Consider the following 24,112-nt stretch of genomic DNA (forward strand, 5'->3'; position numbering starts at 1 on the left):
CAGGTGCTCGCCTGAAAGTGTGTCGGCGAACACCTGGCAGCCTTGATGCGATCACGCTTTCTGTAGGAGCGGCCTTGTGTCGCGAAAGGGCCGCAAGGCGGCCCCGGCGATTTTGCGGTGATGCGAAGATCCTGGGGGCGCTTTGCGCCCCTTTCGCGACACAAGGCCGCTCCTACAGGGGCCGCGCTTGTCTTGGGGCTGTGTAGTCAGTGCAGGGTGATATCCCCGGTTTGCCGGTGCAACAGCAACTCGGCCAGGGCCTTGGTCATCTGTACGTGATGCACCGCGTTGACCAGCATGTTGATGCCGGGCTCGCCGGCATTGGCGCAGATGTATTCGTCCAGCGAGTCTTCGATGCCGGCCATCAGCTGGAGGGTGTGGATCAGGGCGTCAACCGAGGGTGTGTCCTGGTTGATGGTGTAGAAGGGGCCGGCCGTTAGTTTTACGGGTGGATCGGGCACGAGTTTCTTCATGGCGTATTCCTCTGAAGGAGAAGGGAACTGCCACCTGAATCTTTCTCACGGATTGAGGGTGGCAGCCGTACGCGGGGTGAGAAACCGAGGAGAAATACGCAAAGACTCGGCCAGGCCAAGGCCCGCCCACGTACGGCCACCATAGAGGTGCTGCGTAAAATCTCTGTCGGGTTCTCACACCCGGTCACCGAAGCGACCCGGAAACGTTATCCGTGAGGTGTTTCCCCGACAACAGCGATAGTTCGGCAGCGCGCGTAGGATAATTCCTAAGCGGGTTGATTCTGAAGCATTGGGTTGCAGGTTCAGAAATATCTTACGGTGGCACCGGCTACGCCGGTGTTCGCGGGTGAACCCGCTCCCACAGGTACTGCGCAAGGTTCTTGGCGTACGCGGTCACTGTGGGAGCGGGTTTACCCGCGAAGAGGCCTGCACAGGCAGCACATCACTTGGGATAGAGCGGCGGCAGGCTGCCGTTCTCGCCGGTCGGCAGCAATACCTGCTCAGCCGGCGGAATCGTACCGATCGCCCGCCACAAATCCTCACCCTGCCAATACTGCCCGCTCTCGCTATACAGCGCCCCGTTCAACCCATCCAGTGCATCCGACAACGGCACGAACCGCGCCGCCATCTCGGCCAGGGTCTCCGGCTGCTGGCGGGCCCAGGCGTCCAGCGCCTGGCGGGTTGCCTGTGGGTCGTTGGCCTGGCACGCGCGCTTGAGATCATCCAGCAAGGTACGCGGGCTCGGCCCGGCCTGCGCGGCGCGCAGCACCGCTGGCTGCGAGCGGGCGCGCCACCACAGGGCAAAGCCCAGCAAGGTGGTGAGGGCGAACACCAGGGTGGCCAGCTGCCACGGCCACAGCAAGCTGCTGGCACTGCTGCTGTCGCCAACCGGGGTGTCGGCGCTCAGCGCCGGGTTGTCCTGCACGTTCAGCGTGCGCGCCGGCAGGCTGCTGTGTTCCAGGTGGTCTTCGCGGGTGTTCCACCAGGCCACTTCCAGCGCCGGCAGGGCCAGCGTACCGCTGTGGGTCGGCACCAGGGCTTCGCGCTCTTCGCGGTTGGCGGTCATGCCGCGCTCGCTGATTTCGTTGCGCAGCAACGGCTGGTCGGGGTAACGGCGCAGGCCGGTGATTTCGGTGGCTGGCAGCGGCGGCAGCTGGGTGCTGGACAAGCCTTCGGCACGCAAGGTGATGTTGCGGGTCAGCGAGTCGCCAATCTGCACCTGCTGGTTGCCAGGGTCGGGGTTCCAGTGCTCTTCCAGGGTCAGGCTGCGGGCCGGTAGCCATGGCACGCCAGCAGGCCAGGCCGCAGGAATCGGCCGCACGGCCAGGCGCAATGGCAGCGAGCTGACCTGCACCTGGTGGCCGGCCCGGGCCGTGCCGTTGGCTTGTGGGGCTTGGTCCGGGCTGGCGGCGGCGGTGGCGGTGAAGGTCAGTGGCGGGATGTCGAGGGTGCCGCTTTGCTGGGCATACACGGCATAGCGGGTTTCGATCACGCCGTGGCGGACGCCGTTGATTTCCTTTTCATAGGTGCGCGATTCACCCAGCGGTTCGACTTTGGCGTTCTCCAGTTGCAGCGGGCTGAGGCTGCTGTCGTCGTACAGTGCCACCGAATGGTAGATGCGCAGGGTGAGCACGGCCTGGGCCTGGACGTAGACCTCGCTGCTGTCGAGCGTGGCTTCGATGAACACCTGCGAGGCACTGTCCTGGCGGCTGGCATCGGCCTGCAGCACTTGCAGTTCGATGGCCTGGCTGTGCGACTGGCCCAGTTGCAGTTCGGGGATACGCAGGCTGCCGCTGCGCCGCGGCAGCAGGGTGATGATCCAGCGGGTGCTGGCGCGGGTTTCGCCGTCGAGGCTGTGCAGGCTGTTCAGCTGGCGCGTGCCGCGCACTTCGAAGTCACCCTCCAGCGCGCGCAGGTCGGGCTTGCCGAACTGGGTGACGTCCTGGCTTTCCAGGGTGAGCTCCAGGCTTTCGCCGGCTTCCAGGCGGGTACGGTCGACGCTGGCGCGCAGCAACGGTTCGGCCTGGGCCAGCACGGCCCACAGCAGACTGAGGAGAAAGACGCCGAAGCGACTCATCGTGGGGTTTCCTGATGCAATTGCTGTTCATACCAGAATTTGCGCCGCAGCAGCTCCGCCGGGTTGTCGGGGATCTCCCGCAGCCATTGTTCCAGGGCCTGGCGCTGTTCGGCATCGAGGCTGGTCGATACCGGGCGCTGCGGCGGCTGGATGACGCTGTCATCCGCGCCCGCCTGGTTGCCGGGCGCTACCTGGCTGTTGCTGCTGCCTTCGCCGGGCTGTTCGGCGCTGGCTTGTTCGTCGTTGCCGGGCATGCCCTGGGCCGGGCTGCTGGCCGAGCTGCTGTTGCCTTCGGTTTCGCTGCCGGGCGTGCCTTGGGCATCGCTGCTGGCTGGTTGCTCCTCGGCCTTGGCTTCGCGCTGTTGCAGCAGTTGCTGCACCAGTGCCTGGTTGTCCAGCGCCACTTGCAGGTCGGGCTGGCGTTCCAGGGCTTGTTCGTAGGCGTCCAGGGCGGCTTCCAGTTCACCGCTATGGGCCAGGGCATTGCCTCGATTGTAGTGGGCGGCGGCGGTGTCGCCTTGGGAAAAAGCTTCGGCGGCGCCAGCATAGTCGCCCGCCTGGTACAGGGCCATGCCGCGCCATTGCGGGTCCTGGAACTGGCGCGCAGCGCTGGCGGGGCGGTTCTGCTCCAGCAGGCGCTGGCCTTGCTGGTCGGGGCGCAGCCACAGGTCACTGAACTCGAAGGCCTGGCTGGGCTGGGGCAGGGCCAGCAGCAGCGGCAGGCAGAATAGCCAGCCGCGTCGGCCGGCGCAGGCGGCCAGCAGCAACAGCGGCAGCAGCAGCCAGTAACCCTGGTCGGCCCAGCTGTCCAGTTGCAGGGTCTGGCCGTCATTGCGCCCGGCGCGCGGGTTGTCGAACAGGCCCAGGCCACGCAGGTCGAGGTCGTCGATGCGGGCATGCCGGTAGCGCCCGCCGGTGCCGCTGATGAAGCCCTTGAGGCTGGCGCTGTCCAGGCGTGGCAACAGGATGCCGCCCTGGTCGTCCTTGAGGTATTCGCCATTGGCCTGGCGCACCGGTGCGCCTTCGCGGCTGCCGATGCCCAGCATCAGCAGGCTCGGGCCCTGGCGGCCGAGGGCCTGGGCGATGCCTTGGCGCTCCGGGGCGCTGAGCGACGAGCCGACCAGCAGCAGGCGGCCCTGGCCCAGGCCGCTCTGGGCCAGCAGGGCCAGGCCTTTTTGCACGGCCAGGTCGGCGCGCTGGCCGGGTTTGGGCATGATCGACGGGTCGATCGCCTCGAGCAGGTTGCGGCTGGTGGCCAGGTCATCGGACAGTGGCACCAGGGTGTGCGCGGAGCCAGCGTAGACCACCAGCGCGGTCTGGCTGTCGCGGCGGTGCTCCAGCAGGTCGAGGATCTTGCGCCGCGCCTGCTCCAGGCGGTTGGGCGGGCTGTCCTCGGCGAGCATCTGCGGGGTCAGTTCGAGCAGGATCACCAGCGGGTCGGCCGGGCGCTGGCGGCTTTCTTCCACGCGCTGCCAACTGGGCCCGAGCAGCGCCAGGATCACCAGCACCCAGGCCAGGCCCAGCGCCACCCACGGCAGCTTGCTGGTGCTGCCGCTGCCACCGCCGAGCAGGACGCCATGGAACGCCGGCGGCAGAATCATCTGCCAGCGCCCGGCGCGCTTGCGCCGGTGCCACAGTTTGTACAGCAGCCAGGCGAGCAGGGGCACGGCCAGCAGCCAGAGCGGGCGCAACCATTCGGGCCACAGTTCGATCATCGCCGCCTCCTCAGGCGCAGGCGCTTCAGGCGCTGGCGCCATTCCGGGTGCGGTTGCAGGAAGCGCGGCTTGCGCAGCAGGCGGTGCAGCAGGTTGTCGGGCCATTGCACGGCCAGCACCAGCAGCACGCTCAGCAGCAAGGCCAGGGCCAGGGGCCAGGCATACAGGGCCTTGGCCGTGCGCGCCTGGGTCGGTTGCTGGGCCACCGGTTCGAGCTGGTCGAGGGTGTCGCCGATGGCGTCCAGTTCGGCGCCGTCATGGGCGCGGAAGTAGGTGCCGTGGGTGATGTCGGCAATTTCCTTGAGCGAGGCTTCGTCCAGGTCCAGGCTCGGGTTCAGGCCGAGCAGGCCAGGGGTGCCACTGGCTTCGGGGTTGGCACCGATGCCGATGGTGTAGATGCGCACGCCTTCCTGGGCGGCCAGGCGGGCGGCGGTCAGCGGGTGGATCTGCCCGCCGTTGTTGGCGCCGTCGGTGATCAGCACCAGCACCCGGCTTTGTGCCGGGCGTTGACGCAGGCGCTTGACCGCCAGGCCAATGGCATCGCCAATGGCGGTGTTCTTGCCGGCGATGCCGATCTGCGCCTCGTCGAGGAAGGTGCGCACGGTGCGCCGGTCGAAAGTGAGCGGCGCCTGCAGGTAGGCCTGGCTGCCGAACAGGATCAGGCCCACGCGGTCGCCCTCGCGGTCCTGCAGGAAGTCGCCGAGCAGCGCCTTGACCAGGTCGAGGCGGCTGATTTCTTCGTTCTGCCACTGCATGTCGGGGAAGTCCATCGACCCGGACACATCCACCGCCACCAGCAGGTCGCGGCCGCTGGCAGCCACTGGCACCGGCTCGCCCAACCATTGCGGGCGGGCGGCGGCGCACAGCAGCAACAGCCAGATGACGACAAAGGGCGCCTGCTGGCGCCAGGTCGGCAGGTTGAGCCGCGCGCGGCGCCCGGCCAGGCCTTCCAGTTCGTCGAGGAAGCCCACCTTGAGCACCGGTTCGCCGCTGTCGGCGGCCGGCAGCACCAGGCGCGCCAGCCACGGCAGCGGCAACAGGGCGAAGACCCACGGCCAGGCCAGTTCAAACATGCTTGCGAATCCAGGTTTCGACGGCTTGGCTGAGCCCGGCGATGGCCTTGTCGTCGAGCTTGCACTCGGGTTTGTAGGCGCCTTCGACCAGTACCATCCAGCGGGTCAGGCCGGCGGCCGGGCAGCGGTTGTCGAGAAACGCCAGCCACTGGCGGCCGTTGAGGGTGTGGCTGTTGGCGCCCGGGTAGTGGCTGCGGCACAGGCGCTTGAGCAGGGCGTTGATCTGTTGCAGCCAGGCCCCGGCCGGAGCGCCGTCGTAGGGGCGCGGCAGGCGGGCCAGTTCGGCCAGCGCTTCCACGCGCACCGGGTCCAAGGGTTGTTCGGCACGCACGATGCGGCGTTTGCCCGGGCGCCAGTGGCGCACCCGCCACAGGCCCCAGGCCAGCAGCGGCAGCACGGCCAGCAGCAGCCACCAGCCGGGTGCCGGTGGCCACAGGCCGATCGGCGCGGGGGCGATCAGCGGCTGCAGTTGGTCAAGCGGGTTCATTGGCCGCTGCTCTTCATGACGCGCTCCGTGGCCGCTGGGCGTTCAGGTACTCGCGCAGTTGCTCGATCATTTCGCTTTGGGTGCTCAGTGGCATCAGCAGCACGCGCAGCTTTTGCGCCATCAGCTCCCAGCGCTCGATGCGCGCTTCGGCCTGCTGGCGGTAGGCCTGGCGCAGGTTGGCGTCCAGGGTGTCGAGCTCCAGCTGCGCGCTGCGCTGGGCGAAGCGCAGCAGGCCGGCGGCGGGCAGGGCGTGGTCGAGCGGGTCGGACACCGGCATCAGCAGCAGGTCGCAATGGCGCGAGAGCATGGCCAGGTGCTGCTCCACCTGGGCAGTGAGCGAGCGCTCATCGCAGATCACGATGGCCAGGCTGCCGGGGCGCAGCACTTCGCGGGCGCGGCGCAGGGCCAGGCCCAGGCTGTCGGCCCCGGGCGTGGCCTCGGTGTGCAGCGCCTGGTTGACCTTGGCCAGGCGGTTGAGCAGTTGCAGCAGGCTCTGCTTGCTGCGCCGGGGCTTGATTTCGTGGTGTTCGTTGTCGCCGAACACCAACCCGCCGATGCGGTCGTTGTGGCCCAGCGCGGCCCAGCCGAACAGCGCGGCGGCCTGGGCGGCCAGCACCGACTTGAACATCAGCCCCGAGCCGAAGAACAGCCGTTGGCTCTGCTCGACAAGGATGAAGATGGGCCGTTCGCGCTCTTCGTGGAACAGCTTGGTGTGCGGTTCCTGGGTACGCGCGGTGACCCGCCAGTCGATGTTGCGCACATCGTCGCCGGCCTGGTAAACGCGCACCTGGTCGAAGTCCACGCCGCGCCCGCGAAGCTTGGAGTGGTGCAGGCCCACCAGCGGGCTGCGTTGGCCGGGCCGGGAAAACAGCTGGATTTCGCGCACGCGGTGGCGCATGTCGATCAGCTCGGCAAGGCCGATGCGGATGCCGGGCTCGGCCAGCGACGCGGTGGGCATGGGCTCAGGCAACGGCGACGACGTCGAGGATGCGCTGGACCACGCGGTCCTGGTCGATCCCTGCCGCCTCGGCCTCGAACGAGAGGATGATGCGGTGGCGCAGTACGTCGAACAGCACCGCCTGGATGTCTTCGGGGCTGACGAAATCGCGCCCGGCCAGCCAGGCGTGGGCGCGCGCGCAGCGGTCCAGCGAAATGGAACCACGCGGGCTGGCGCCGTAGGCGATCCAGTCGGCCAGTTCGGCGTCGAACTTGGCTGGGGTGCGGGTGGCCATCACCAGTTGCACCAGGTATTCCTCCACCGCGTCGGCCATGTACAGGCCGAGGATTTCCTTGCGGGCGGCGAAGATCGCCTGCTGGCTGACCCGGCGCTCGGGCTTGGTCTCGCCGCCCAGGGCTTCACCACGGGCCTGCAACAGGATGCGCCGCTCTACCGCAGCGTCGGGGAAGCCGATTTTCACGTGCATCAGGAAGCGGTCGAGCTGGGCTTCGGGCAGCGGGTAGGTGCCTTCCTGCTCGATCGGGTTCTGCGTTGCCATCACCAGGAACAGTGGCGACAGGTCGTAGGTGCTGCGGCCCACGCTGACCTGGCGCTCGGCCATGGCTTCGAGCAGTGCGGACTGCACCTTGGCCGGGGCGCGGTTGATTTCGTCGGCCAGCACCAGGTTGTGGAAGATCGGCCCCTGCTGGAACACGAAGCTGCCGGTTTCCGGGCGGTAGATTTCGGTGCCGGTGATGTCGGCCGGGAGCAGGTCGGGGGTGAACTGAATGCGATGGAACTGCGCCTCGATGCCTTCGGCGAGCTCTTTGATGGCCTTGGTCTTGGCCAGGCCCGGCGCGCCTTCGACCAGCATGTGGCCGTCGGCCAGGAGCACGATCAACAGCCGCTCGACCAGTTTCTCCTGGCCTAGGATCTGGGAAGAAAGAAAGGTGCGCAGCGCGATCAGCGCTTCACGGTGTTCCATCGGTGACGGTTCCTGGTATGGGGCCGCAGGCGGCTGGAAGCAGCTGCCCTGGCAAGGGGTGATACTTTAATCCATCCGGGGGGGTGGCGACCAATGGCGGCAGGGAAATTTATCCTTGCCGGGGGCCATGCAGGTCCGGAAATGTCCTGCATATGGCTGGCCATTGGCTGATGTTCCGCGGCGGCGTGCTGGCGCCTGCTTGTGCTTTTTGTACAAGCAGGAGGCAGGACAATGGACCTGAACAGCTGTAGCACTGCACGCATCACGCCGGTCACTCTGCGTTTTGGCGTGTTCTTCGATGGTACTGGTAACAACCTGAACAATGTGATGCCGGTGGATGCACCGGTGGGTAAAGGGGGCAGTTATGCCAATGCCTTGAGCAACGTGGCCCTGTTGCATGCGCTGTATCCGGTGCAGGGGGCCAATGCTGACGGGACCATGGCGTTTCTGAAGCGCTATGTCGAGGGCGTGGGCACCCTGGCGGGGGAGGCGGATCATGCCTATGCCTCGGCCACCGGGTGTGGGCGCTGGGGGGCCGAGGCGCGGGTCGCCGAGGCCTTGGCGGGCATTGCCGGGCAGTTGCGGGACTGGGGCCAGGCGCACCCACAGGCAAGGCTCGAGCGGGTCGAGTTCGACCTGTTCGGTTTCAGCCGGGGCGCGGCGGCTGTGCGGCATCTGGCCAACCTGCTGCATGATGGCGGCGGCAGTCTGTTGGCTGTGCGCTGCGGCATCGTCATCAATTTCATCGGCCTGTTCGACACGGTGGCGGCGATCATCGCGCCGCTACAGGGCGACTTCGACCCCGCCGACGACCGCCATGGTGGCTTGCGCCTGGGCCTGGGTGCGGGCATTGCCCGGCAAATGGTGCAGCTGGTGGCGGGGGACGAGCAGCGGCACAACTTCCCGCTGGTGCGCAGCGGCCATGACATCGTGTTGCCAGGCGTGCACTCGAACATTGGCGGTGGTTACCCGGATACCACGCAGGAGCAGGTGCTGCTGTGCAAACCGCATTCTCAGCGGGTGCCGCTGAGAATGCGCGTCGAGCACACGCGTGTGCATGCAACAGTCAGTGCGTTGCTGGCGTCGTCGTTTGGTGAGATGGGCGCGCCCAGGCCGCGTGTGCTGGCCTGGGAGGAGCCGATTGCCGGTGGCCTGCCTAGCGAGGCGCAAAAGCAGGTTTATGCGGCGGTGTACCGCGAGCGGGAAGTGGCGGGGCAGCTTTCCCGGGTGTACCTGAGCATCATGCGTGAGTTGGCGGTGCGGGCGGGTGTGCCGTTTGCGCCGTTGGGCGGGCAGGCTGAGCATCGGTTGCCGGAGGAGTTGCTGGGCATCAGCCGCAAGTTGCACGGGTTTGCCTTGGGTGAGAGTGAGCAGCCTGGGTTGACCGAGGATGAGCTGCGTTTGTTGCGCGACAGGTATGTGCATGCGTCGGCGAACTGGAATGCGTTGAAGGGGTTGCGTAACAGTGTGCTGGACGTGCTGTTCGTCGATCGGCCGGGGGCAGGGGGGCGGGTGAAGCATGCGAATCCGCCAACTTGAGTGAAGCTTCTTTGGCTGGCGATGGCGCGATCCCTCGTAGGAGCGGCCTTGTGTCGCGAAAGGGCCGCAAAGCGGCCCCAGCGATTTCTGCGGCGAAGCTGAGAATGCTGGGGCCGCTGCGCGCCCCATCGCGACACAAGGCCGCTCCTACAGGGGCTGTATTGGCGTAGCGGTCTTGTGCAAAACAGTTGCGTTGTATTCCTCGACCAGGTGATCGAGGAACACGAACAGTTTATGGTTCATCTCATCCCAGTTGTTGGCGCGCAGCGCGGCGGGTTGCTGTACGAAGCGGTGATCGGTGAGGGTGGCCAGTTCACCTTCGGACGCGGCGATCAGCAGTTCGACCACCTCGGCGGTGAACTCCATGTGGCACTGGAAGCCATACACCAGATTGCTGTATTCGACGATCTGGCGCGGGCAGCCTTCGCTGGTGGCGAGGACTTTGGCGTCGGCCGTCAGGCCTGGCATGTCGTTGTGCCAATGGCCGACCTGTAGAACTTCGCCAAAGTGGGCGACTTTGCCATCGGCTTTGCCTGCAGCTGTCAGGCGGATGGGGAATTTGCCAATTTCCTTTTCCGGGCTGTGGCCAAACCGGGCACCCAATGCCTCACCGATGAGCTGGGAGCCCAGGCAGATACCGACCACGGCTTTGCCGGCAGTAATGGCTTGCCGGATCAGCCGACATTCGGCGGCAGCATCGAAGTGTGGACATTGTGCGACGGTGGTGGCCGGGTCTTGTGGCCCTCCGAGCACGACCAGCAGGTCGAAGTGGCTGGCATCCGCAGGCAGGGCCTGGTTGGCGTAGACACGGGAGTAGCTGGCGTCATGACCTCGGGCCTTGACCCAGGTTTCATAGGCACCGGGTGCTTCGAATGATTCGTGGACGATGAAGTGGACTTTCATGGTGAGTCTCTACGGTGATGGTGCAGTAGGCACTGCCCGGCAGCCAGTTGCTGCCGGACAGGTCTCGTTGGTTCAGTCGGCCTCGCCCAGGGCGTCCAGCAAGCCCTTCAGGTAGGCGCTGCCTTGCGCATCCAGCGGCTGCAGGGGCAGGCGTGGAGCGCCGACATCCTGGCCGAGCATCTTCAAGCCAGCCTTGATGGTGGTGGGCAGGCCACGGCGGGTGATGTATTCCAGCAGTTCGTACTGGCGGTAGAACAGCGCGCGAGCTTCAGCCAGGTTGCCTTGCTGCACCGCGTCCCACAGCGCCAGGTTCAGCGCCGGGATCAGGTTGGGCGCGGCGGTGCACCAGCCGGTGGCGCCGGCCACCAGGGCTTCCAGGGTGAGCGGGTTGCAACCGTTGTAGAAGGCCACCTGGCCATCGGTGGCCTTGAACAGGCGGTGCATGCGCTGGATGTCGCCGGTGCTTTCCTTGACCATGGTCACATTGGGCACTTCGCCGAGGATGCGCAGGATCAGCTCCACCGACAGGTCGGTGCCGCTGGTGCCCGGGTTGTTGTAGAGCATGATCGGAATGTCGATGGCCGCGCCCACCGCCTTGTAGTGGGCGGCCACTTCGGCTTCGGTGAGCTTCCAGTAGGAGATGGGCAGCACCATCACCGCCGTGGCGCCGCAGGCCTGTGCCAGGCGGGCGCGCTGCACGGTGCGTGCGGTGGTCAGGTCGGAGACGCTGACCACGCTGGGTACGCGGCCGGCAATGCGTGCCAGGCTGAAGCGCACCACCGTTTCCCATTCGCTGTCGTGCAGGTAGGCGCCTTCGCCGGTGCTGCCCAGGGGTGCGATGGCGTGTACGCCGTCGGCGATCAGGCGGTCGATGGACGTGCCCAGGGCATCCAGATCGAGCGTGCCGTCTGCCGTGAAGGGAGTGATGGTGTAGCCGATAACGCCGCGAATTACAGGTGTAGACATAACCAGGCACCTCTGCCGTTGTTGGGGAAAGAGTACAACTTCAGTCAGCCCAGGCAGTCGCCATGGGCACGCAAGGCACGGCGCGCGTAATAGCTGAAGGCGGCGCCATGACGTTTGGGGGTGGAGATCCAGTCGTGGGCTTCCTTGCCCAGGGCATCCGGGATGGGGCGGATGTCACCGGCACCCATGGCCAGCAGCTGCATCTTGGCTGCGCGCTCGAACAGCAGGGCGAGCACGCAGGCTTCCTCGATCGAGCGGCCGGCGATCAGCAGGCCATGGTGGGAAAGCAGGATCGCGCGCTTGTCGCCGATCGCCCTTGAAATGATTTCACCTTCTTCGTTGCCCACCGGTACGCCGGGCCATTCCTTGAGGAACGCGCAGTCGTCGAACAGCGGGCACAGGTCCATGTGCGAGATGGCCAGTGGCACTTCCAGCATCGACAGGGCGGCGCTGTGCAGCGGGTGGGTGTGGATGATGCAGTTGACGTCGGGGCGTGCGCGGTACAGCCAGCTATGGAAGCGGTTGGCCGGGTTGGCCATGCCGCGGCCTTGCAGCACGGTGAGGTCTTCGTCGACCACCAGCAGGTTGGAAGCGGCGATCTCGTCGAAGCCCAGGCCGAGTTGCTGCGTGTAGTAGGTGCCAGGCTGCTCGGCGCGGGCGGTGATCTGCCCGGCCAGGCCGGAGTCGTGGCCACCGTCGAACAGGATGCGGCAGGTGAGGGCGAGTTTTTGTCGAGAGGTGTAGGTGTTGTCGGCCAGCGCCGTCAGCATCTGCTGCTGGGCGAGTTTGACCAGCTGGTCCTTGGGGGTCTGCATGGTGGTCGTCATGGGCGGTACCTGCATCGGGAAGGGCGATGGATTGCTGATCGGCGAGGACGCCGTCAGGACACAAGCGCGATATTAATGACACAAAGTGTCATATGCAAGCGATGTGTCATCACCAGCGCCAGTCATCTGATACTGCGAGGGGGGAGGTATGGCGGGGTTGTCAGAGGTGATGCAGGCAACGATCGGCAGGCCAGCCCTGGTCACAGGGCTGGCACGTGCCCTTCAAGGCGCGCCGAACAGCATCGTCCAGTAAACGCCGTTATCGCTACGCGAGTTCTCGGCAAAGGCCGCACCCACCTGGGTAAACATCGGGTTCATCAGGTTGGCGCAATGCCCGGGGCTGGCCAGCCAGCCGGCCATCGCCTTGCTCGGTGACCCCTGGCCTGCGGCAATGTTCTCGCCGATCTGCCGCCCACGGTAGCCGGCATCCCATGCCCGATCTGCGGGTAGATCACCGTCGAGGTCGCGGTGCGCGAAGAAATTGTCGTTGGCCATCGCCCGGCTGTGGCGCTGCGCGGCCGTTCCCAGGGCGGTGTTCCAGGCCAGCGGGCGTGCAGCGGCAAAGCGCTTGCGACCACACAGGCGCGGCTTCGCCCGTGCAGCGTTTACCTGTGCCAGCAACGCGTTGCTGGCCGATCGCCTATCGCCGAGCTGGGCGTCGAGCAGGGGCCGAGCCAGCAGCACCCGCCACTCGTTGCGGGAGCGACTGACGCCGATATCGGCATATTGGCTATCGAGCAGGGCTGCGCAGTAGTCGCTGCGGAGCATGTCAAAGGCCTCCTCGGCATCTCGCGCGCCGACCAGGCGGATGGCCCGCACCTTCACCGCCTGATAACCCGCAGCTTTCAATCCTTCCCGCAAACCCCCGCCGTAGCCGACCGGCAATGCCAGTTTCGGTTTCAGCACCAGCGGCGTCGAGCCCCGGACAATGCGCCGCTCGCAGCGTTGTGGCTGGGTGCGATAGTCGTTGATGGCTGCCACCAGTTGCCTTTCCCCGCTGGCATGGGCGGGGTTGGCGAACAGGGGAAGAAAAGGAATGAAGCAGAGCGAGACAAAGGGGGAGCGACGGACTGCTTGGCGCATGGGGTGAATGGCTCTGGTGAATGACGGCGGCAAGGCCGATTTGAGGGCTCGCCTAAGACTGTGCGCCTCAATACAGGTTCACGTGTACGGGGTACAATTTTTCGCGGTTACTCAACTTGAATGCTGCAACAAGGTAAACCGCAATGACACAAGCTACCGATCAGGCTTTTTACGACCGCGCGGATGCGCATATCGAACTGGCGAACCAGCAGATCGAGAAAATCGAAGACCTGGGCAAGGTCAGTGCCTCACTGACCTTCGGCGCCTCGCGCTTCAATGCCTGGATGAGTGCCCGCAGTTTCAAGACCGGTGCCGAACTGGCTGCCGCGCGGGAGGAACTGTTGAAGTATTTCTGCGAGCAGTACCGGATGATGCTCGAGGACAACCTGGACGAGCACATCGAGCATTTTGACCGGTATGTGTTGGGCAAAGGCGACTGAACCATGGGGGCGCGAACTCATGGAACTGCACAAGGCTCATTGAGTTAGCAGGGACCCTGTGGGAGCGGCTTTAGCCGCGAACACCGGCGCAGCCGGTGCCATGCACCGCGTTGGATTCTTCGCGGGTAAACCCGCTCCCACAGGGTACGCGGACCGCTTGCGAGTTCAGTCCTCTACCCGCCAGCGCAGCCTTATCGGGTCTTTTTCTCCAGAATCCGCGCCCCGGTACCTTCCTTGCCCAGCACATCCTCGGGGTTGCGCAGCGGGCAATCCTCCAGCGACAGGCAGCCGCAGCCAATGCAGTTGTCCAGGCTGTCGCGCAACGCTTCCAGAGTACGAATGCGGGCGTTCAGGTCTTCGCGCCAGGCGGTCGACATCTCGCCCCATTGCGCTGCCGTGAGCTTGCTGTTGGGCGCATAGCGGCTGAAGGCCTGCTTGATCTCCTCAAGCGGAATACCCGTGCGCTGCGCCACCTTGATAATGGCCAGCGTGCGCAGCACCAGTGAAGGATAGCGGCGCTGGTTACCCGCCGTACGGACGCTGGCGATCAGCCCCTTGGTCTCGTAGAAGTGCAGCGCAGAAACCGCCACGCCGCTGCGTTTGGCCACTTCCCCTACCGTTAGCATCCGTGTGTTGTCCGCTGCCATGCCTGTTGACCTCAAGTTAACTCGAGCTCTTATAGTCCTGCCCGATCTTCCCCGCAACCGCTTTCCCTGATGATCGGAGCACTGCATGAACAAAAGGACGTTACTGGCCTGGGCTGGCGCTGTTGCAGGTGTGCTGGCCGCTGCCTATGCATTGGTCGGCAGTGGCTCGGCGCCGCCGGCTGCGGCGGCATGGCCGGCGACCAAGGTGGCGCTGGCCACGGCCGAGCAAGTGCAGCTGGCACGGCAGAACTTTGCCTCGGGGGAGCTGGAGGCGGTCAACCAGGTACAGGTGGCGGCCGAGACGGCGGGGCGCATCACCCGCATCGCCTTCGAGTCGGGGCAATGGGTGAGTGCAGGGCAATTACTGGTACAGCTGAACGATGCCCCGGAGCAGGCCCAGCGCGTGCAGTTGCGCGCCAGGCTGCGCAATGCCGAAGTGGTGCTGCAGCGCAGCCGCAAGCTGCGCGCGGTGAACGCTGTGTCACAGGAACTGCTCGACAATGCGGCCACCGCCGTGGACGTGGCCAGCGGTGAGCTGCAGCATGTCGAGGCGCTGATCGCGCAGAAGGCGATACGCGCGCCGTTTGCCGGCAAGCTCGGCATTCGCCGGGTGCATCAGGGCCAGTACCTGAGCGCCGGTGAGACCATCGCCAGCCTGGCCGACATCAGCCAGCTGCACGTCAATTTTTCCCTGGGCGAACAAGCCGCCCCCGAAGTGCACGTGGGGCAAATGCTGGCGCTGACGGTGGATGCGGTGCGCGGGCAGGACTTCCAGGCCCGGGTGGTCGCGGTGGACCCGGTGGTGAGCAAGGCGCGCCTGGTGCAGGTGCAGGCGGCCTTGCCGAACCCGGGCGGGCAGTTGCAGCCGGGCATGTACGCCGGCGTGCGCCTGGATGCCGCGCAGCCGTCAAGCGTGCTGGCCGTGCCGGAAACCGCGATCACCTACACCGCCTACGGGCAGACGGTGTTCGTCGCTACCCGGGACCCGGAACAGGGCACCCGGGTCAGCCGGGTGCGGGTGACTACTGGTGAGCGCTGGCAGGGAAAGGTGGAGATCACCTCAGGCCTGGCGCCCGGTGACCAGGTGGTGGTTTCCGGCCAGTTGAAACTGAGCGACGGCATGCCGGTCGAGCCAGTGGCGCAAGACAGCCTGCAGGCCAGCCAGGGAGGGCGGCAATCGTGAAGTTCACCGACCTCTTTGTCCGCCGCCCGGTGCTGGCGCTGGTGGTCAGCAGCCTGATCATCCTGCTGGGGCTGTTTGCAATGGGCAAGCTGCCGATCCGCCAGTACCCGCTGCTGGAAACCTCCACCATCACCATCAGCACCGAGTACCCGGGCGCCTCCGCCGAGCTGATGCAAGGTTTCGTGACCCAGCCGATCACCCAGGCGGTATCGTCGGTCGAGGGCATCGACTACCTGTCCTCGTCGTCGCAGCAGGGGCGCAGCCTGATCACCTTGCGCATGGTGCTCAACCGCGATTCGACCCAGGCGCTTGCCGAGACCATGGCCAAGGTCAACCAGGTGCGCTATCGCCTGCCGGAGAAGGCCTACGACCCGGTGGTGGAGCTGTCGGCAGGTGACTCCACGGCGGTGGCCTACGTGGGCTTTGCCAGCGAAACCTTGTCGATACCCGAACTGAGCGATTACCTGTCGCGGGTGGTGGAACCGCAGTTCTCCGGCATCGACGGTGTGGCCAAGGTGCAGTCGTTCGGCGGGCAGCGCCTGGCCATGCGCCTGTGGCTGGACAGCGAACAGATGGCCGGGCGCGGGGTGACGGCCGCCGACGTGGCGCAGGCGGTGCGTGCCAACAACTACCAGGCGACGCCGGGGCAGGTGCGTGGGCAGTACGTGCTGGCCGATATCCAGGTGGACACCGACCTGACCCGGGTCGAGGACTTCCGCGAGCTGATCATCCGCAACGATGGCACCGACCTGGTGCGCCTGCGTGATGTCGGCACCGTCGAGCTGAGCGCGGCGGCCACCCAGACCAGCGCCACCATGAACGGCAAGCCCGCCGTGCACCTGGGGCTGTTCCCCACCCCGACCGGCAACCCGCTGGTGATCGTCGAGGGTATTCGCCAGCTGCTGCCGCAGATTCGTCAGACCCTGCCACCCGGGGTGGAGGTGGCGCTGGCCTATGAGACCGCACGCTTCATCGATGCCTCGATCGACGAGGTGCTGCGCACCTTGGTGGAGGCCATGCTGATCGTGGTGCTGGTCATCTGGCTGTGCCTGGGTTCGCTGCGCAGCGTGGTGATCGCGGTGGTGGCCATCCCGCTGTCGATGCTCGGTGCGGCGGGCCTGATGCTGCTGTTCGGCTTCAGCCTGAACCTGCTGACCTTGCTGGCGATGGTGCTGGCCATCGGCCTGGTGGTGGACGATGCCATCGTGGTGGTGGAGAACGTGCACCGCCATATCGAAGAGGGCAAGTCGCCGGTTGCTGCGGCGCTGGCCGGGGCGCGGGAAATCGCCGGGCCGGTGATCGCCATGACCCTGACCCTGGCCGCCGTATACGCGCCGATCGGCTTGATGGGCGGGCTGACCGGCACGCTGTTCCGTGAGTTTGCCCTGACCCTGGCGGGGGCGGTGATCGTGTCCGGCATCGTCGCGCTCACCCTGTCGCCGGTGATGAGCTCGCTGTTGTTGCAACCCGGCCAGCAGCATGGCGCCATGGCCAACATGGCCGACCGCCTGTTCGGCATGCTGACCGGGGCCTATGGGCGAGTACTTGGCTACACCCTGTCGCATCGCTGGATCAGTGGTGGTGTGGCGCTTCTGGTGTGCCTGAGCCTGCCTTGGCTGTACCTGCTGCCGCAGCGCGAACTGGCCCCGCCCGAGGACCAGGCGGCGGTGCTGACGGCCATCAAGTCGCCGCAGCATGCCAGCCTGGATTATGTGGAGCGCTTTGCCCTGAAGCTGGACCAGGTGATGAAGTCCCTCGCCGAAACCACCGACACCTGGATCATCAACGGCACCGACGGCCCGGCCGCCAGTTTCGGCGGCATCAACCTCAGCGCCTGGCAGGCCCGCGAGCGTTCCGCCGCGCAGGTGCAGGCGCAGTTGCAGCAGGCCGTGGCGGACATCGAGGGCAGCAGCATCTTCGCCTTCCAGGTGGCCTCGCTGCCGGGTTCAAGCGGTGGCTTGCCGGTGCAGATGGTGTTGCGTAGCGCACAGGACTACCCCGAGCTGTACCAGACCATGGAGATGATCAAGCAGCGCGCCCGCGACAGCGGCCTGTTCAGCGTGGTGGACAGCGACCTCGACTACAACAACCCGGTGGTCAAGGTACGCATCGACCGCGCCAAGGCGGCCAGCCTGGGCATCAGCATGCAGGCCATCGGCGAGTCGCTGGGCGTGCTGGTGGGCGAACAGTACCTCAACCGCTTCGCCCTGTTCGGTCGCTCCTACGACGTGATCCCGCAAAGCATCCAGGACCAGCGGCTGACGCCGGCGGCGCTGAACCGCCAGTACGTGCGCGCCGAAAACGGCAGCCTGGTACCGCTGGCCACGGTGGTGCACCTGGACATCGAAGTGGCGCCCAACCGCTTGCTGCAGTTCGACCAGCAGAACGCCAGTACCCTGCAGGCGATCCCGGCGCCCGGTGTGTCGATGGGGAATGCCGTGGCATTTCTCGAACAGCTTGCCGCCGAACTGCCACCTGGCTTCAGCCATGACTGGCAATCGGAGTCGCGTCAGTACGTGCAAGAGGGCTTTGCCCTGATGTGGGCGTTTCTCGCCGCCCTGGTGGTGATCTACCTGGTGCTGGCCGCGCAGTACGAAAGCCTGGTGGACCCGCTGATCATCCTGGTGACCGTGCCGCTGTCGATCTGCGGTGCGTTGCTGCCGCTGGCGCTGGGCTGGGCCACGCTGAACATCTACACGCAGATCGGCCTGGTGACCCTGATCGGCCTGATCAGCAAGCACGGCATCCTGATGGTGGAGTTCGCCAACGAGATCCAGGTGCGTGACAACCTCGACCGTGCCACCGCCATTGTCCGCGCCGCGCAGATACGCCTGCGGCCGGTGCTGATGACCACGGCGGCGATGACCTTCGGCGTGCTGCCGCTGCTGTTCGCCACCGGCGCCGGGGCCAACAGCCGCTTTGGCCTGGGGGTGGTGATCGTGTGCGGGATGCTGGTGGGGACCTTGTTTACCCTGTTTGTGCTGCCGACGATCTATGCCTTGCTGGCGCGCGATCATCGGGTGACCACGGTGCGGGGGCAGCAGTTGGCGGAGGCTGAGCGGGTGTTGGACATGTGAGGTAAACCTGGCCACATGCGCGATCCCTGTAGGAGCGGCCTTGTGTCGCGATAGGGCTGCGCAGCAGCCCCGGCAATTTGTGCACCTGCGCGGAAATCCTGGGGCTGCTGCGCAGCCCTATCGCGACACAAGGCCGCTCCTACAGGGATCGCGCAAGTTTTGGGATATCGAGCATGGCGCTGGTTTGATCAGCCAGGCGACCGATCCCGGCGCATCTGGGTAACCAGGGTAAAGCGATCATCCGGGTGCACCGTCTCGGACACCGCCATCAGGTCGCCGTTTTCCTCGCGGTAATGGCGAATGATCTTCAGCCCCGGCGCGCCTGCCTCGGCCTTCAGCACCCGGGCCATTTCCGCGGTCAGCAACACTGCCCGCACCTGCTGGTCGACCACCGCGATCGCCCGGCCATAGTGCTGCTCGATCAGCCCCGCAATCAGTTGGTCGGGGTGCTCGCGGGCCAACTCGATGACCTCGGCATAGTCGCGCTGCGCATACACATCGGTCCAGCACAGCGGCGCCGCGTTGTGCACGCGGTCGACACGGATGCTCGACACGCAGAAGTAGTGCTCGCCCGGTACCAGCCCCAGCCGCGCCGCCTCGCTCAGGTCGGCGACGAAGTGGCGCACGTCCTGGATTTCCCGTTGCTGGGTTTCCGCCAGGTGCGCCAGGTCCGCCACGCTGGCCAGTGACTGCGAGTAGCCACCACGCGGGCTGCTGGCCTCCACCCGAGTACCCACGCGCTTGCGCCGCGATACCAGCCCTTGGTTGAGCAACTGGTTGATCGCCGCGCGCACAGTGTGTCGGCTCACATCGTACAGGTCGCACAGCTCGAACTCGGTCGGCAGCAGGCTGCCCACCGGGTAGCGGCCGCTGGCGATGCCTTCCATCAAGTCCTTTGCCACGGTGGTATAGCGCGTCGGGTTCATGCCTTTGGTCTGTCTCGCGAATTTCATCGGTTGACAGTGTAACAGCGGCAGGGCAAGAATTATGTACGTACATAATAAATATGTACGGTCAAAAACAACATTTCAGGATCCCTGCCCATGTCCACTACCGTTTTCGATTCCACCCTGTTCCGTGACATGTTCGGCACTGCCGAAATGCGCGCGGTGTTCTCCGACAAATCGGTGATCGAGCGTTACATCGAAGTCGAAGTGGCCCTGGCCAAGGCCGAAGCACGTTGCGGCGTCATCCCTGCCGAAGCCGCAGCGCAGATTGCCGAGTTGTCGCGCTACGAGGCGCTGGATCTGGCATTGATGCAGCACGAAACCGAAATCGTCGGCTATCCGATCCTGCCGCTGGTCGAGCAGCTGTCGAAGCTGTGTGGCGAGGCCGGCCGCTACGTTCATTGGGGCGCCACCACCCAGGACATCATGGACACCGCCGTGGTCCTGCAGGTGCGCGCAGCCCTGGCCATCGTCGCGCGTGACATCCAGACCGTGCGCGGCCTGCTGGCCGAACTGGCGCAGCGCTACCGTGACACGCCGATGGCCGGCCGCACCCACCTGCAGCACGCGCTGCCCATCACTTTCGGCTACAAGTGCGCGGTGTGGCTGAGCATGTTCGACCGTCACGCCGAGCGCTTGGCGCAGCTGCGCCCGCGAGTGGAAGTGGGGCAGTTTGCCGGTGCTGCCGGTACCCTGGCGTCGCTGGGTGACAAGGGCCTGGAAGTGCAGGCCGCACTGATGGACGAACTGGGCCTGGGCGTGCCGCAGGCTACCTGGCACGTGGCCCGGGATGGCCTGGCCGAAACCCTGAACTTCCTCGGCCTGGTCAGCGCCTCTTTGGGCAAGGTGGCACTGGATATCATGATGATGATGACCAGCGAGTTGGGTGAAGCTTACGAGCCGTTCGTCAAAGGGCGGGGCGCCAGCAGCACCATGCCGCAGAAGCGTAACCCGATTTCCTGCGAGTTAATGTACGCCGCCGCCAAGGGTGTGCGTCAGCAGGCCGGGCTGATGCTCGACGCCATGATCCAGGACTTCGAGCGCTCCACTGGCCCGTGGCAGGCCGAGTGGATCGCCATCCCCGAAGCCTTCGCCCTGACCGGCGCCTCGCTGGGCCAGGCGTGCTTCATGCTGGCTGGCCTGGACGTGCGTACTGAGCGCATGCGCAAGAACCTCGACATGACCCAGGGCCTGATCGTGGCCGAAGCGGTGATGATGGGCCTGGCACCGGCGCTGGGCCGCCAGGTGGCGCACGACGTGGTCTATGCCGCCTGCCGCATGGCCAACGACCAAGGCATCAGCCTGCTGGAAGCGTTGAAGGCCCAGGGGCAGGCCACCGCTCGCCTGGACCTGGCCACCCTCGAGCAGCTGTGCAACCCGGCCAACTACCTGGGTCTGGCACCTCAGATGGTCGATCAGGCCCTGGCTCGCCAGGGCGCAGTCGCCCGCTGATACGACCGGGGCCCGGCCTGCCCGGGCTCCGACCTGAGACCCCGTACAAGAACAATGAGAACGCTACCATGGTTTCCACGTCGAAAAAGCCGCTGTACAAGGACCTGACCTTCCAGGTGCTCGCCGCGATGCTGCTGGGCATCGCCTTCGGTTTCCTTGCCCCCGAACTTGCTGCCAAGTTCAAGATACTCGGGGACATCTTCCTCAAGCTGATCAAGACTGCCGTCGCGCCGCTGGTATTCTTCACCGTGGTCCACGGCATTGCCTCGGCCGGTGATATCAAACGGGTCGGCAAGGTAGGCTGGCGCGCGCTGGTGTACTTCGAACTGCTGTCTACCTTTGCCCTGGCTCTGGGCCTGCTGTGGGGCAACCTGATCGGCATCGGCTCGGGCATGCATGGTGCACACGCCAGCAGTGCCGCCTCGGCGGCAGCCAGCGCTGCGGTTGCCAAAGGCCATGCGCCGAGTTCGACCATGGACTTCATCTATGGCATCTTCCCCGACAACTTCGTCGGTGCCTTCGCCGGTGGCCAGTTGCTGCAGGTGCTGGTGATCGCCGTGCTGTTCGGCTTCGCCCTGCTGGCCTTGAAGCATGAGCGCCGGGCGGTGATCGAGGACGGCTTGAACCGGGTATCGGAGTGCTTCTTCGAGTTCATCAACCTGATCATGAAGTTCGCCCCGCTGGGGGCGTTCGGCTCGGTAGCCTATGCGGTGGGCAGCAATGGTTCGGCTGTGCTGATATCGCTGGCCAACCTGGTGCTGATGTTCTATGTGGCGATCGCCTTCTTCCTGTTCGTGGTGCTGGGTGCCGTGTGCCGGTTGTCTGGTTTCAGCCTGTGGCGCTTCCTGAAGTACATCAAGGACGAGATCTTCATCGTGCTTGGTACGGCCTCGTCCGAAAGTGCGTTGCCACGGCTGCTTCAGAAGCTCGAGCGCTTTGGCTGCTCGAAGCAGAGCGTGGGCCTGGTGTTGCCGACCGGTTATGCCTTCAACCTGGATGGCACCTCGATCTACATGTCGATGTGTGTGCTGTTCATTGCCAATGCCTACGGTGTGCCGCTGGGTTGGGAACAGCAGTTGGGGATTCTGGCGATCATGCTGGTGACCTCCAAGGGGGCGGCGGCAGTATCGGGGGGCAGCTTCGTGGTATTCGCCGCCACCGTGACCGCCATCGGCGTGCTGCCGGTGGAAGGGCTCGCGTTACTGTTTGGCGTGTACCGCTTCATGTCCATGGCCATGGCTACTTGCAACACTATTGGTAATAGCGTGGCGACAGTGGTGGTGGCCAAGTGGGCGGGTGAGTTTACCGAGCAGACGGCGCGTGAGGAGTATTCGCGAGTGCTGGGGCGGGCTCCCGGGGCAGCGCTCTGAGCAGGCATATCAAACCTGGGCAGGCAGGCTCATATGCAGCAAGGGGAACGGCCGGCCTTCGCCATCCAGCGGTGAGCGGCCGGTCTGGATGAAACCGTAATGCCGGTAGAACCCCACCGCCTGCGGGTTCTGCTCGTTGACATCGACGCTCATCACGTTGTGCTTCTGGCGGCCGAAGTCCAGCAGCGCGCGGCCTATGCCCTGGCCATGGCGCTCGGGGGCGACGAAGAGCATTTCCACGTGGTTGCCATTGAAACCGATGAAGCCCAGCGGGCGGTCTTCGGTGTCAACCGCGACCCAGAGCTCGACGGCCAGGAGGTAGACGTCGCGCAATTGCGGCAGCAGCGCGTCGATGTCGGACGCTTGCAGAAAGTGGTGCGTGGCGCGCACGGCGCGCAGCCAGATATCGAGCAGTTGCGGGTGGTCTGCAGCGATGCTTTGGCGAATGATCATGGAGTCATGCCTGGGGAGACCGGGAGGAAAAAAGGGTACCCGGATTGTGTGGGGCGGGGCAATGGACGGTGGGGCAGGGCATCAGCTGATGTGTTGCCCGGGCCGGCCCTTTCGCGGGTAAACCCGCTCCCACAAGTACGGCACTGCCCTCGGGCCCGGCGCCGTACCTGTGGGAGCGGGTTTACCCGCGAACATGGGCGAAGCTCGTGCCATCGATGGGCTCGACTGCAATCCACGTCGATAGTTAGAAGCCTGCCTCCAGGCCCAGCAGGTCCTGCACCGTCTGCCTGCGGCGAATCATCCGTAGCGCTCCATCCTCGATCAGGAACTCCGGCAGCAACGGCCGGCTGTTGTAGTTCGACGACATCGACGCGCCATAGGCCCCGGCGTCGTGGATCACCAGCAGGTCACCCACCTGCGCCTGGGGCAGGTCGTGCGGGGTCAGTTCCTGATCATCCTGGGTAAACACATCACCCGACTCGCACAGCGGCCCGGCCACCACGGTCGGCTGTCGTGGGCGGTCAACCGGCTGGCCGTCGGCGTCGAGCAGGGTCATGCGGTGGTAGGCCCCGTACATCGCCGGGCGCATCAGGTCGTTGAAACCGGCGTCGATCATGACGAAGGTATTGCGGCCCACCTGCTTCACGGCGCGTACCTCGGCCACCAGGTAGCCCGATTCCGCCACCAGGAAGCGCCCTGGCTCGATCTCCATGCGCACGGGGTGGCCCAGCATCGCTTCGATTTCCTTGCGGGCCACGGCCCAGGTCCGGGCGTAGCGTTGCAGGTCGACCGGCTTGTCGCTGCTGCGGTACGGGGTGGAAAGGCCGCCGCCAATGGAGAATGCCTCGATGTCCACGCCCAGGCGGCCGATCAGCTCGATCATCGAGCGCGCCACTTGCTCCAGATGCTGGTAGTCCACCCCCGAGCCGATGTGCATGTGCACCCCTACCAGGTGCAGGCCATGGGTTTTCACGCAGGCCAGCGCTTCGCCCAGCTCTTCGTGCCAGATGCCGTGCTTGCTGTTCTCGCCGCCGGTGTTGGTCTTGCGGCTGTGGCCATGGCCGAAGCCGGGGTTGATGCGGATCCACACGCGGTGGCCGGGCGAGCGTTCACCCAGTTGGCGCAGCATGTCGATGGACCCGGCGTTGACTTCGATCTTCGAGGCCACCACCCGCTCCAGGGTCGGCCGGTCTAGCGCGTCGCAGGTCAGCACCACGCCGGCAGGGTCGCCATCCACGCTGGCGCCCGCGGCAAAGGCCCGTTCCATTTCGCCCAGCGACACTGCGTCCAGCACCAGGCCGTGGGCGCGCATCAGGCGCAGCACATGCAGGTTGGGGTTGGCCTTCTGGGCGAAGCGCACGGTGTCGAACACCTTCAGCTGTTCGGCACGCTCGGCGATGGTGCCGGCGTCATAGGCCCACAGCGGCGAGCCGTGCTGGCGGACAGCCTCGGCCAGAAGAGTGAAGGGTGCAGTCATG

At 65.7% G+C, this 24,112-nt stretch carries 21 protein-coding genes; 6 read left to right on the forward strand and 15 right to left on the reverse strand.

Features of this window, described 5'->3' with window-relative positions; translation table 11 throughout:
* Nucleotides 1–206 precede the first annotated feature (206 nt).
* The 7 genes from CAG46_RS19735 to CAG46_RS19765 all read right to left on the reverse strand — a co-directional run bounded on the left by CAG46_RS19735 (nt 207) and on the right by CAG46_RS19765 (nt 7,747).
* A complete protein-coding gene (locus tag CAG46_RS19735; RefSeq protein ID WP_085617149.1) occupies nt 207–473 on the reverse strand; it encodes a hypothetical protein in 267 nt (88 codons plus the stop codon).
* Between the two features lie 442 nt (nt 474–915).
* Nucleotides 916–2,550, reverse strand: a complete 1,635-nt coding sequence (locus CAG46_RS19740; protein ID WP_085617151.1) for a BatD family protein — start codon at nt 2,548–2,550, stop codon at nt 916–918.
* On the reverse strand, nt 2,547–4,265 hold the full coding sequence (locus CAG46_RS19745) for a tetratricopeptide repeat protein (protein ID WP_085617153.1): 1,719 nt from the start codon (nt 4,263–4,265) through the stop codon (nt 2,547–2,549). Before CAG46_RS19745 ends, CAG46_RS19740 begins: the two co-directional genes overlap by 4 nt.
* Nucleotides 4,262–5,338 carry a VWA domain-containing protein gene (locus tag CAG46_RS19750; RefSeq protein WP_015269460.1) on the reverse strand — a complete coding sequence of 359 codons (1,077 nt, stop codon included), beginning with the start codon at nt 5,336–5,338 and terminating at the stop codon, nt 4,262–4,264. Before CAG46_RS19750 ends, CAG46_RS19745 begins: the two co-directional genes overlap by 4 nt.
* Complete coding sequence (locus CAG46_RS19755) at nt 5,331–5,825, reverse strand: DUF4381 domain-containing protein (RefSeq protein ID WP_015269461.1); 495 nt, start codon at nt 5,823–5,825, stop codon at nt 5,331–5,333. Before CAG46_RS19755 ends, CAG46_RS19750 begins: the two co-directional genes overlap by 8 nt.
* A 13-nt stretch (nt 5,826–5,838) precedes the next feature.
* A complete protein-coding gene (locus CAG46_RS19760; protein ID WP_041506176.1) occupies nt 5,839–6,783 on the reverse strand; it encodes a DUF58 domain-containing protein in 945 nt (314 codons plus the stop codon).
* 4 nt (nt 6,784–6,787) lie between these two features.
* Complete coding sequence (locus tag CAG46_RS19765; protein WP_013971644.1) at nt 6,788–7,747, reverse strand: MoxR family ATPase; 960 nt, start codon at nt 7,745–7,747, stop codon at nt 6,788–6,790.
* Between the two features lie 231 nt (nt 7,748–7,978).
* On the opposite strand from CAG46_RS19765, the gene CAG46_RS19770 reads away from it, so the two are divergent.
* Nucleotides 7,979–9,286, forward strand: coding sequence for a DUF2235 domain-containing protein (locus CAG46_RS19770; RefSeq protein ID WP_085617156.1), 1,308 nt, complete (start codon nt 7,979–7,981; stop codon nt 9,284–9,286).
* A 147-nt stretch (nt 9,287–9,433) separates the two neighbouring features.
* Here CAG46_RS19770 and CAG46_RS19775 read toward each other — a convergent pair whose 3' ends face one another.
* The 4 genes from CAG46_RS19775 to CAG46_RS19790 all read right to left on the reverse strand — a co-directional run bounded on the left by CAG46_RS19775 (nt 9,434) and on the right by CAG46_RS19790 (nt 13,065).
* Nucleotides 9,434–10,189: a type 1 glutamine amidotransferase gene (locus CAG46_RS19775; protein WP_085617160.1), complete on the reverse strand. Its 756-nt coding sequence runs from the start codon at nt 10,187–10,189 to the stop codon at nt 9,434–9,436.
* Between the two features lie 72 nt (nt 10,190–10,261).
* Entirely contained in the window at nt 10,262–11,155 is an 894-nt protein-coding gene (locus CAG46_RS19780; RefSeq protein WP_085617162.1) for a dihydrodipicolinate synthase family protein, read from the reverse strand.
* A 44-nt stretch (nt 11,156–11,199) separates the two neighbouring features.
* The gene (locus CAG46_RS19785; protein ID WP_085617164.1) at nt 11,200–11,982 is read right to left on the reverse strand and encodes an aldolase; all 783 of its coding nucleotides are present in this window, start codon (nt 11,980–11,982) and stop codon (nt 11,200–11,202) included.
* A 222-nt stretch (nt 11,983–12,204) separates the two neighbouring features.
* Entirely contained in the window at nt 12,205–13,065 is an 861-nt protein-coding gene (locus CAG46_RS19790; protein WP_085617166.1) for a CAP domain-containing protein, read from the reverse strand.
* Between the two features lie 143 nt (nt 13,066–13,208).
* Between CAG46_RS19790 and CAG46_RS19795 the strand changes: the two genes are divergently transcribed.
* Nucleotides 13,209–13,505 (forward strand): DUF3144 domain-containing protein, encoded by a 297-nt coding sequence (locus tag CAG46_RS19795; RefSeq protein ID WP_025338275.1) that lies wholly within the window; start codon nt 13,209–13,211, stop codon nt 13,503–13,505.
* A gap of 191 nt (nt 13,506–13,696) precedes the next feature.
* Here CAG46_RS19795 and soxR read toward each other — a convergent pair whose 3' ends face one another.
* The gene (gene soxR, locus CAG46_RS19800) at nt 13,697–14,152 is read right to left on the reverse strand and encodes a redox-sensitive transcriptional activator SoxR (RefSeq protein WP_085589276.1); all 456 of its coding nucleotides are present in this window, start codon (nt 14,150–14,152) and stop codon (nt 13,697–13,699) included.
* 85 nt (nt 14,153–14,237) lie between these two features.
* Here soxR and CAG46_RS19805 point away from each other — a divergent pair, with 85 nt between their 5' ends.
* Both CAG46_RS19805 and CAG46_RS19810 read left to right on the forward strand, forming a co-directional pair.
* Nucleotides 14,238–15,335, forward strand: a complete 1,098-nt coding sequence (locus tag CAG46_RS19805) for an efflux RND transporter periplasmic adaptor subunit (protein ID WP_085617167.1) — start codon at nt 14,238–14,240, stop codon at nt 15,333–15,335.
* On the forward strand, nt 15,332–18,412 hold the full coding sequence (locus CAG46_RS19810; RefSeq protein WP_085617169.1) for a MexW/MexI family multidrug efflux RND transporter permease subunit: 3,081 nt from the start codon (nt 15,332–15,334) through the stop codon (nt 18,410–18,412). The genes CAG46_RS19805 and CAG46_RS19810 overlap by 4 nt, the downstream gene beginning before the upstream one ends.
* Before the next feature lie 188 nt (nt 18,413–18,600).
* Here the strand turns inward: CAG46_RS19810 and CAG46_RS19820 are convergent, their stop codons facing one another.
* On the reverse strand, nt 18,601–19,338 hold the full coding sequence (locus tag CAG46_RS19820; protein WP_085617173.1) for a GntR family transcriptional regulator: 738 nt from the start codon (nt 19,336–19,338) through the stop codon (nt 18,601–18,603).
* A 117-nt stretch (nt 19,339–19,455) separates the two neighbouring features.
* On the opposite strand from CAG46_RS19820, the gene CAG46_RS19825 reads away from it, so the two are divergent.
* Complete coding sequence (locus tag CAG46_RS19825; RefSeq protein WP_085617175.1) at nt 19,456–20,811, forward strand: adenylosuccinate lyase family protein; 1,356 nt, start codon at nt 19,456–19,458, stop codon at nt 20,809–20,811.
* Nucleotides 20,812–20,879: 68 nt separating this feature from the next.
* Nucleotides 20,880–22,181, forward strand: a complete 1,302-nt coding sequence (locus tag CAG46_RS19830; protein ID WP_085589286.1) for a cation:dicarboxylate symporter family transporter — start codon at nt 20,880–20,882, stop codon at nt 22,179–22,181.
* A 9-nt stretch (nt 22,182–22,190) separates the two neighbouring features.
* On the opposite strand, the gene CAG46_RS19835 is transcribed toward CAG46_RS19830, so the two are convergent.
* Together CAG46_RS19835 and lysA are read right to left on the reverse strand one after the other, a co-directional pair.
* The gene (locus CAG46_RS19835) at nt 22,191–22,634 is read right to left on the reverse strand and encodes an acetyltransferase (protein WP_085617177.1); all 444 of its coding nucleotides are present in this window, start codon (nt 22,632–22,634) and stop codon (nt 22,191–22,193) included.
* Nucleotides 22,635–22,878: 244 nt separating this feature from the next.
* A complete protein-coding gene (gene lysA, locus CAG46_RS19840) occupies nt 22,879–24,111 on the reverse strand; it encodes a diaminopimelate decarboxylase (protein WP_085617179.1) in 1,233 nt (410 codons plus the stop codon).
* Between the last annotated feature and the right edge of the window lies 1 nt (nt 24,112).

This window comes from Pseudomonas sp. B23(2017), from assembly GCF_002113725.1.
GTDB classification, from domain to species: Bacteria; Pseudomonadota; Gammaproteobacteria; order Pseudomonadales; family Pseudomonadaceae; genus Aquipseudomonas; species Aquipseudomonas putida_Z.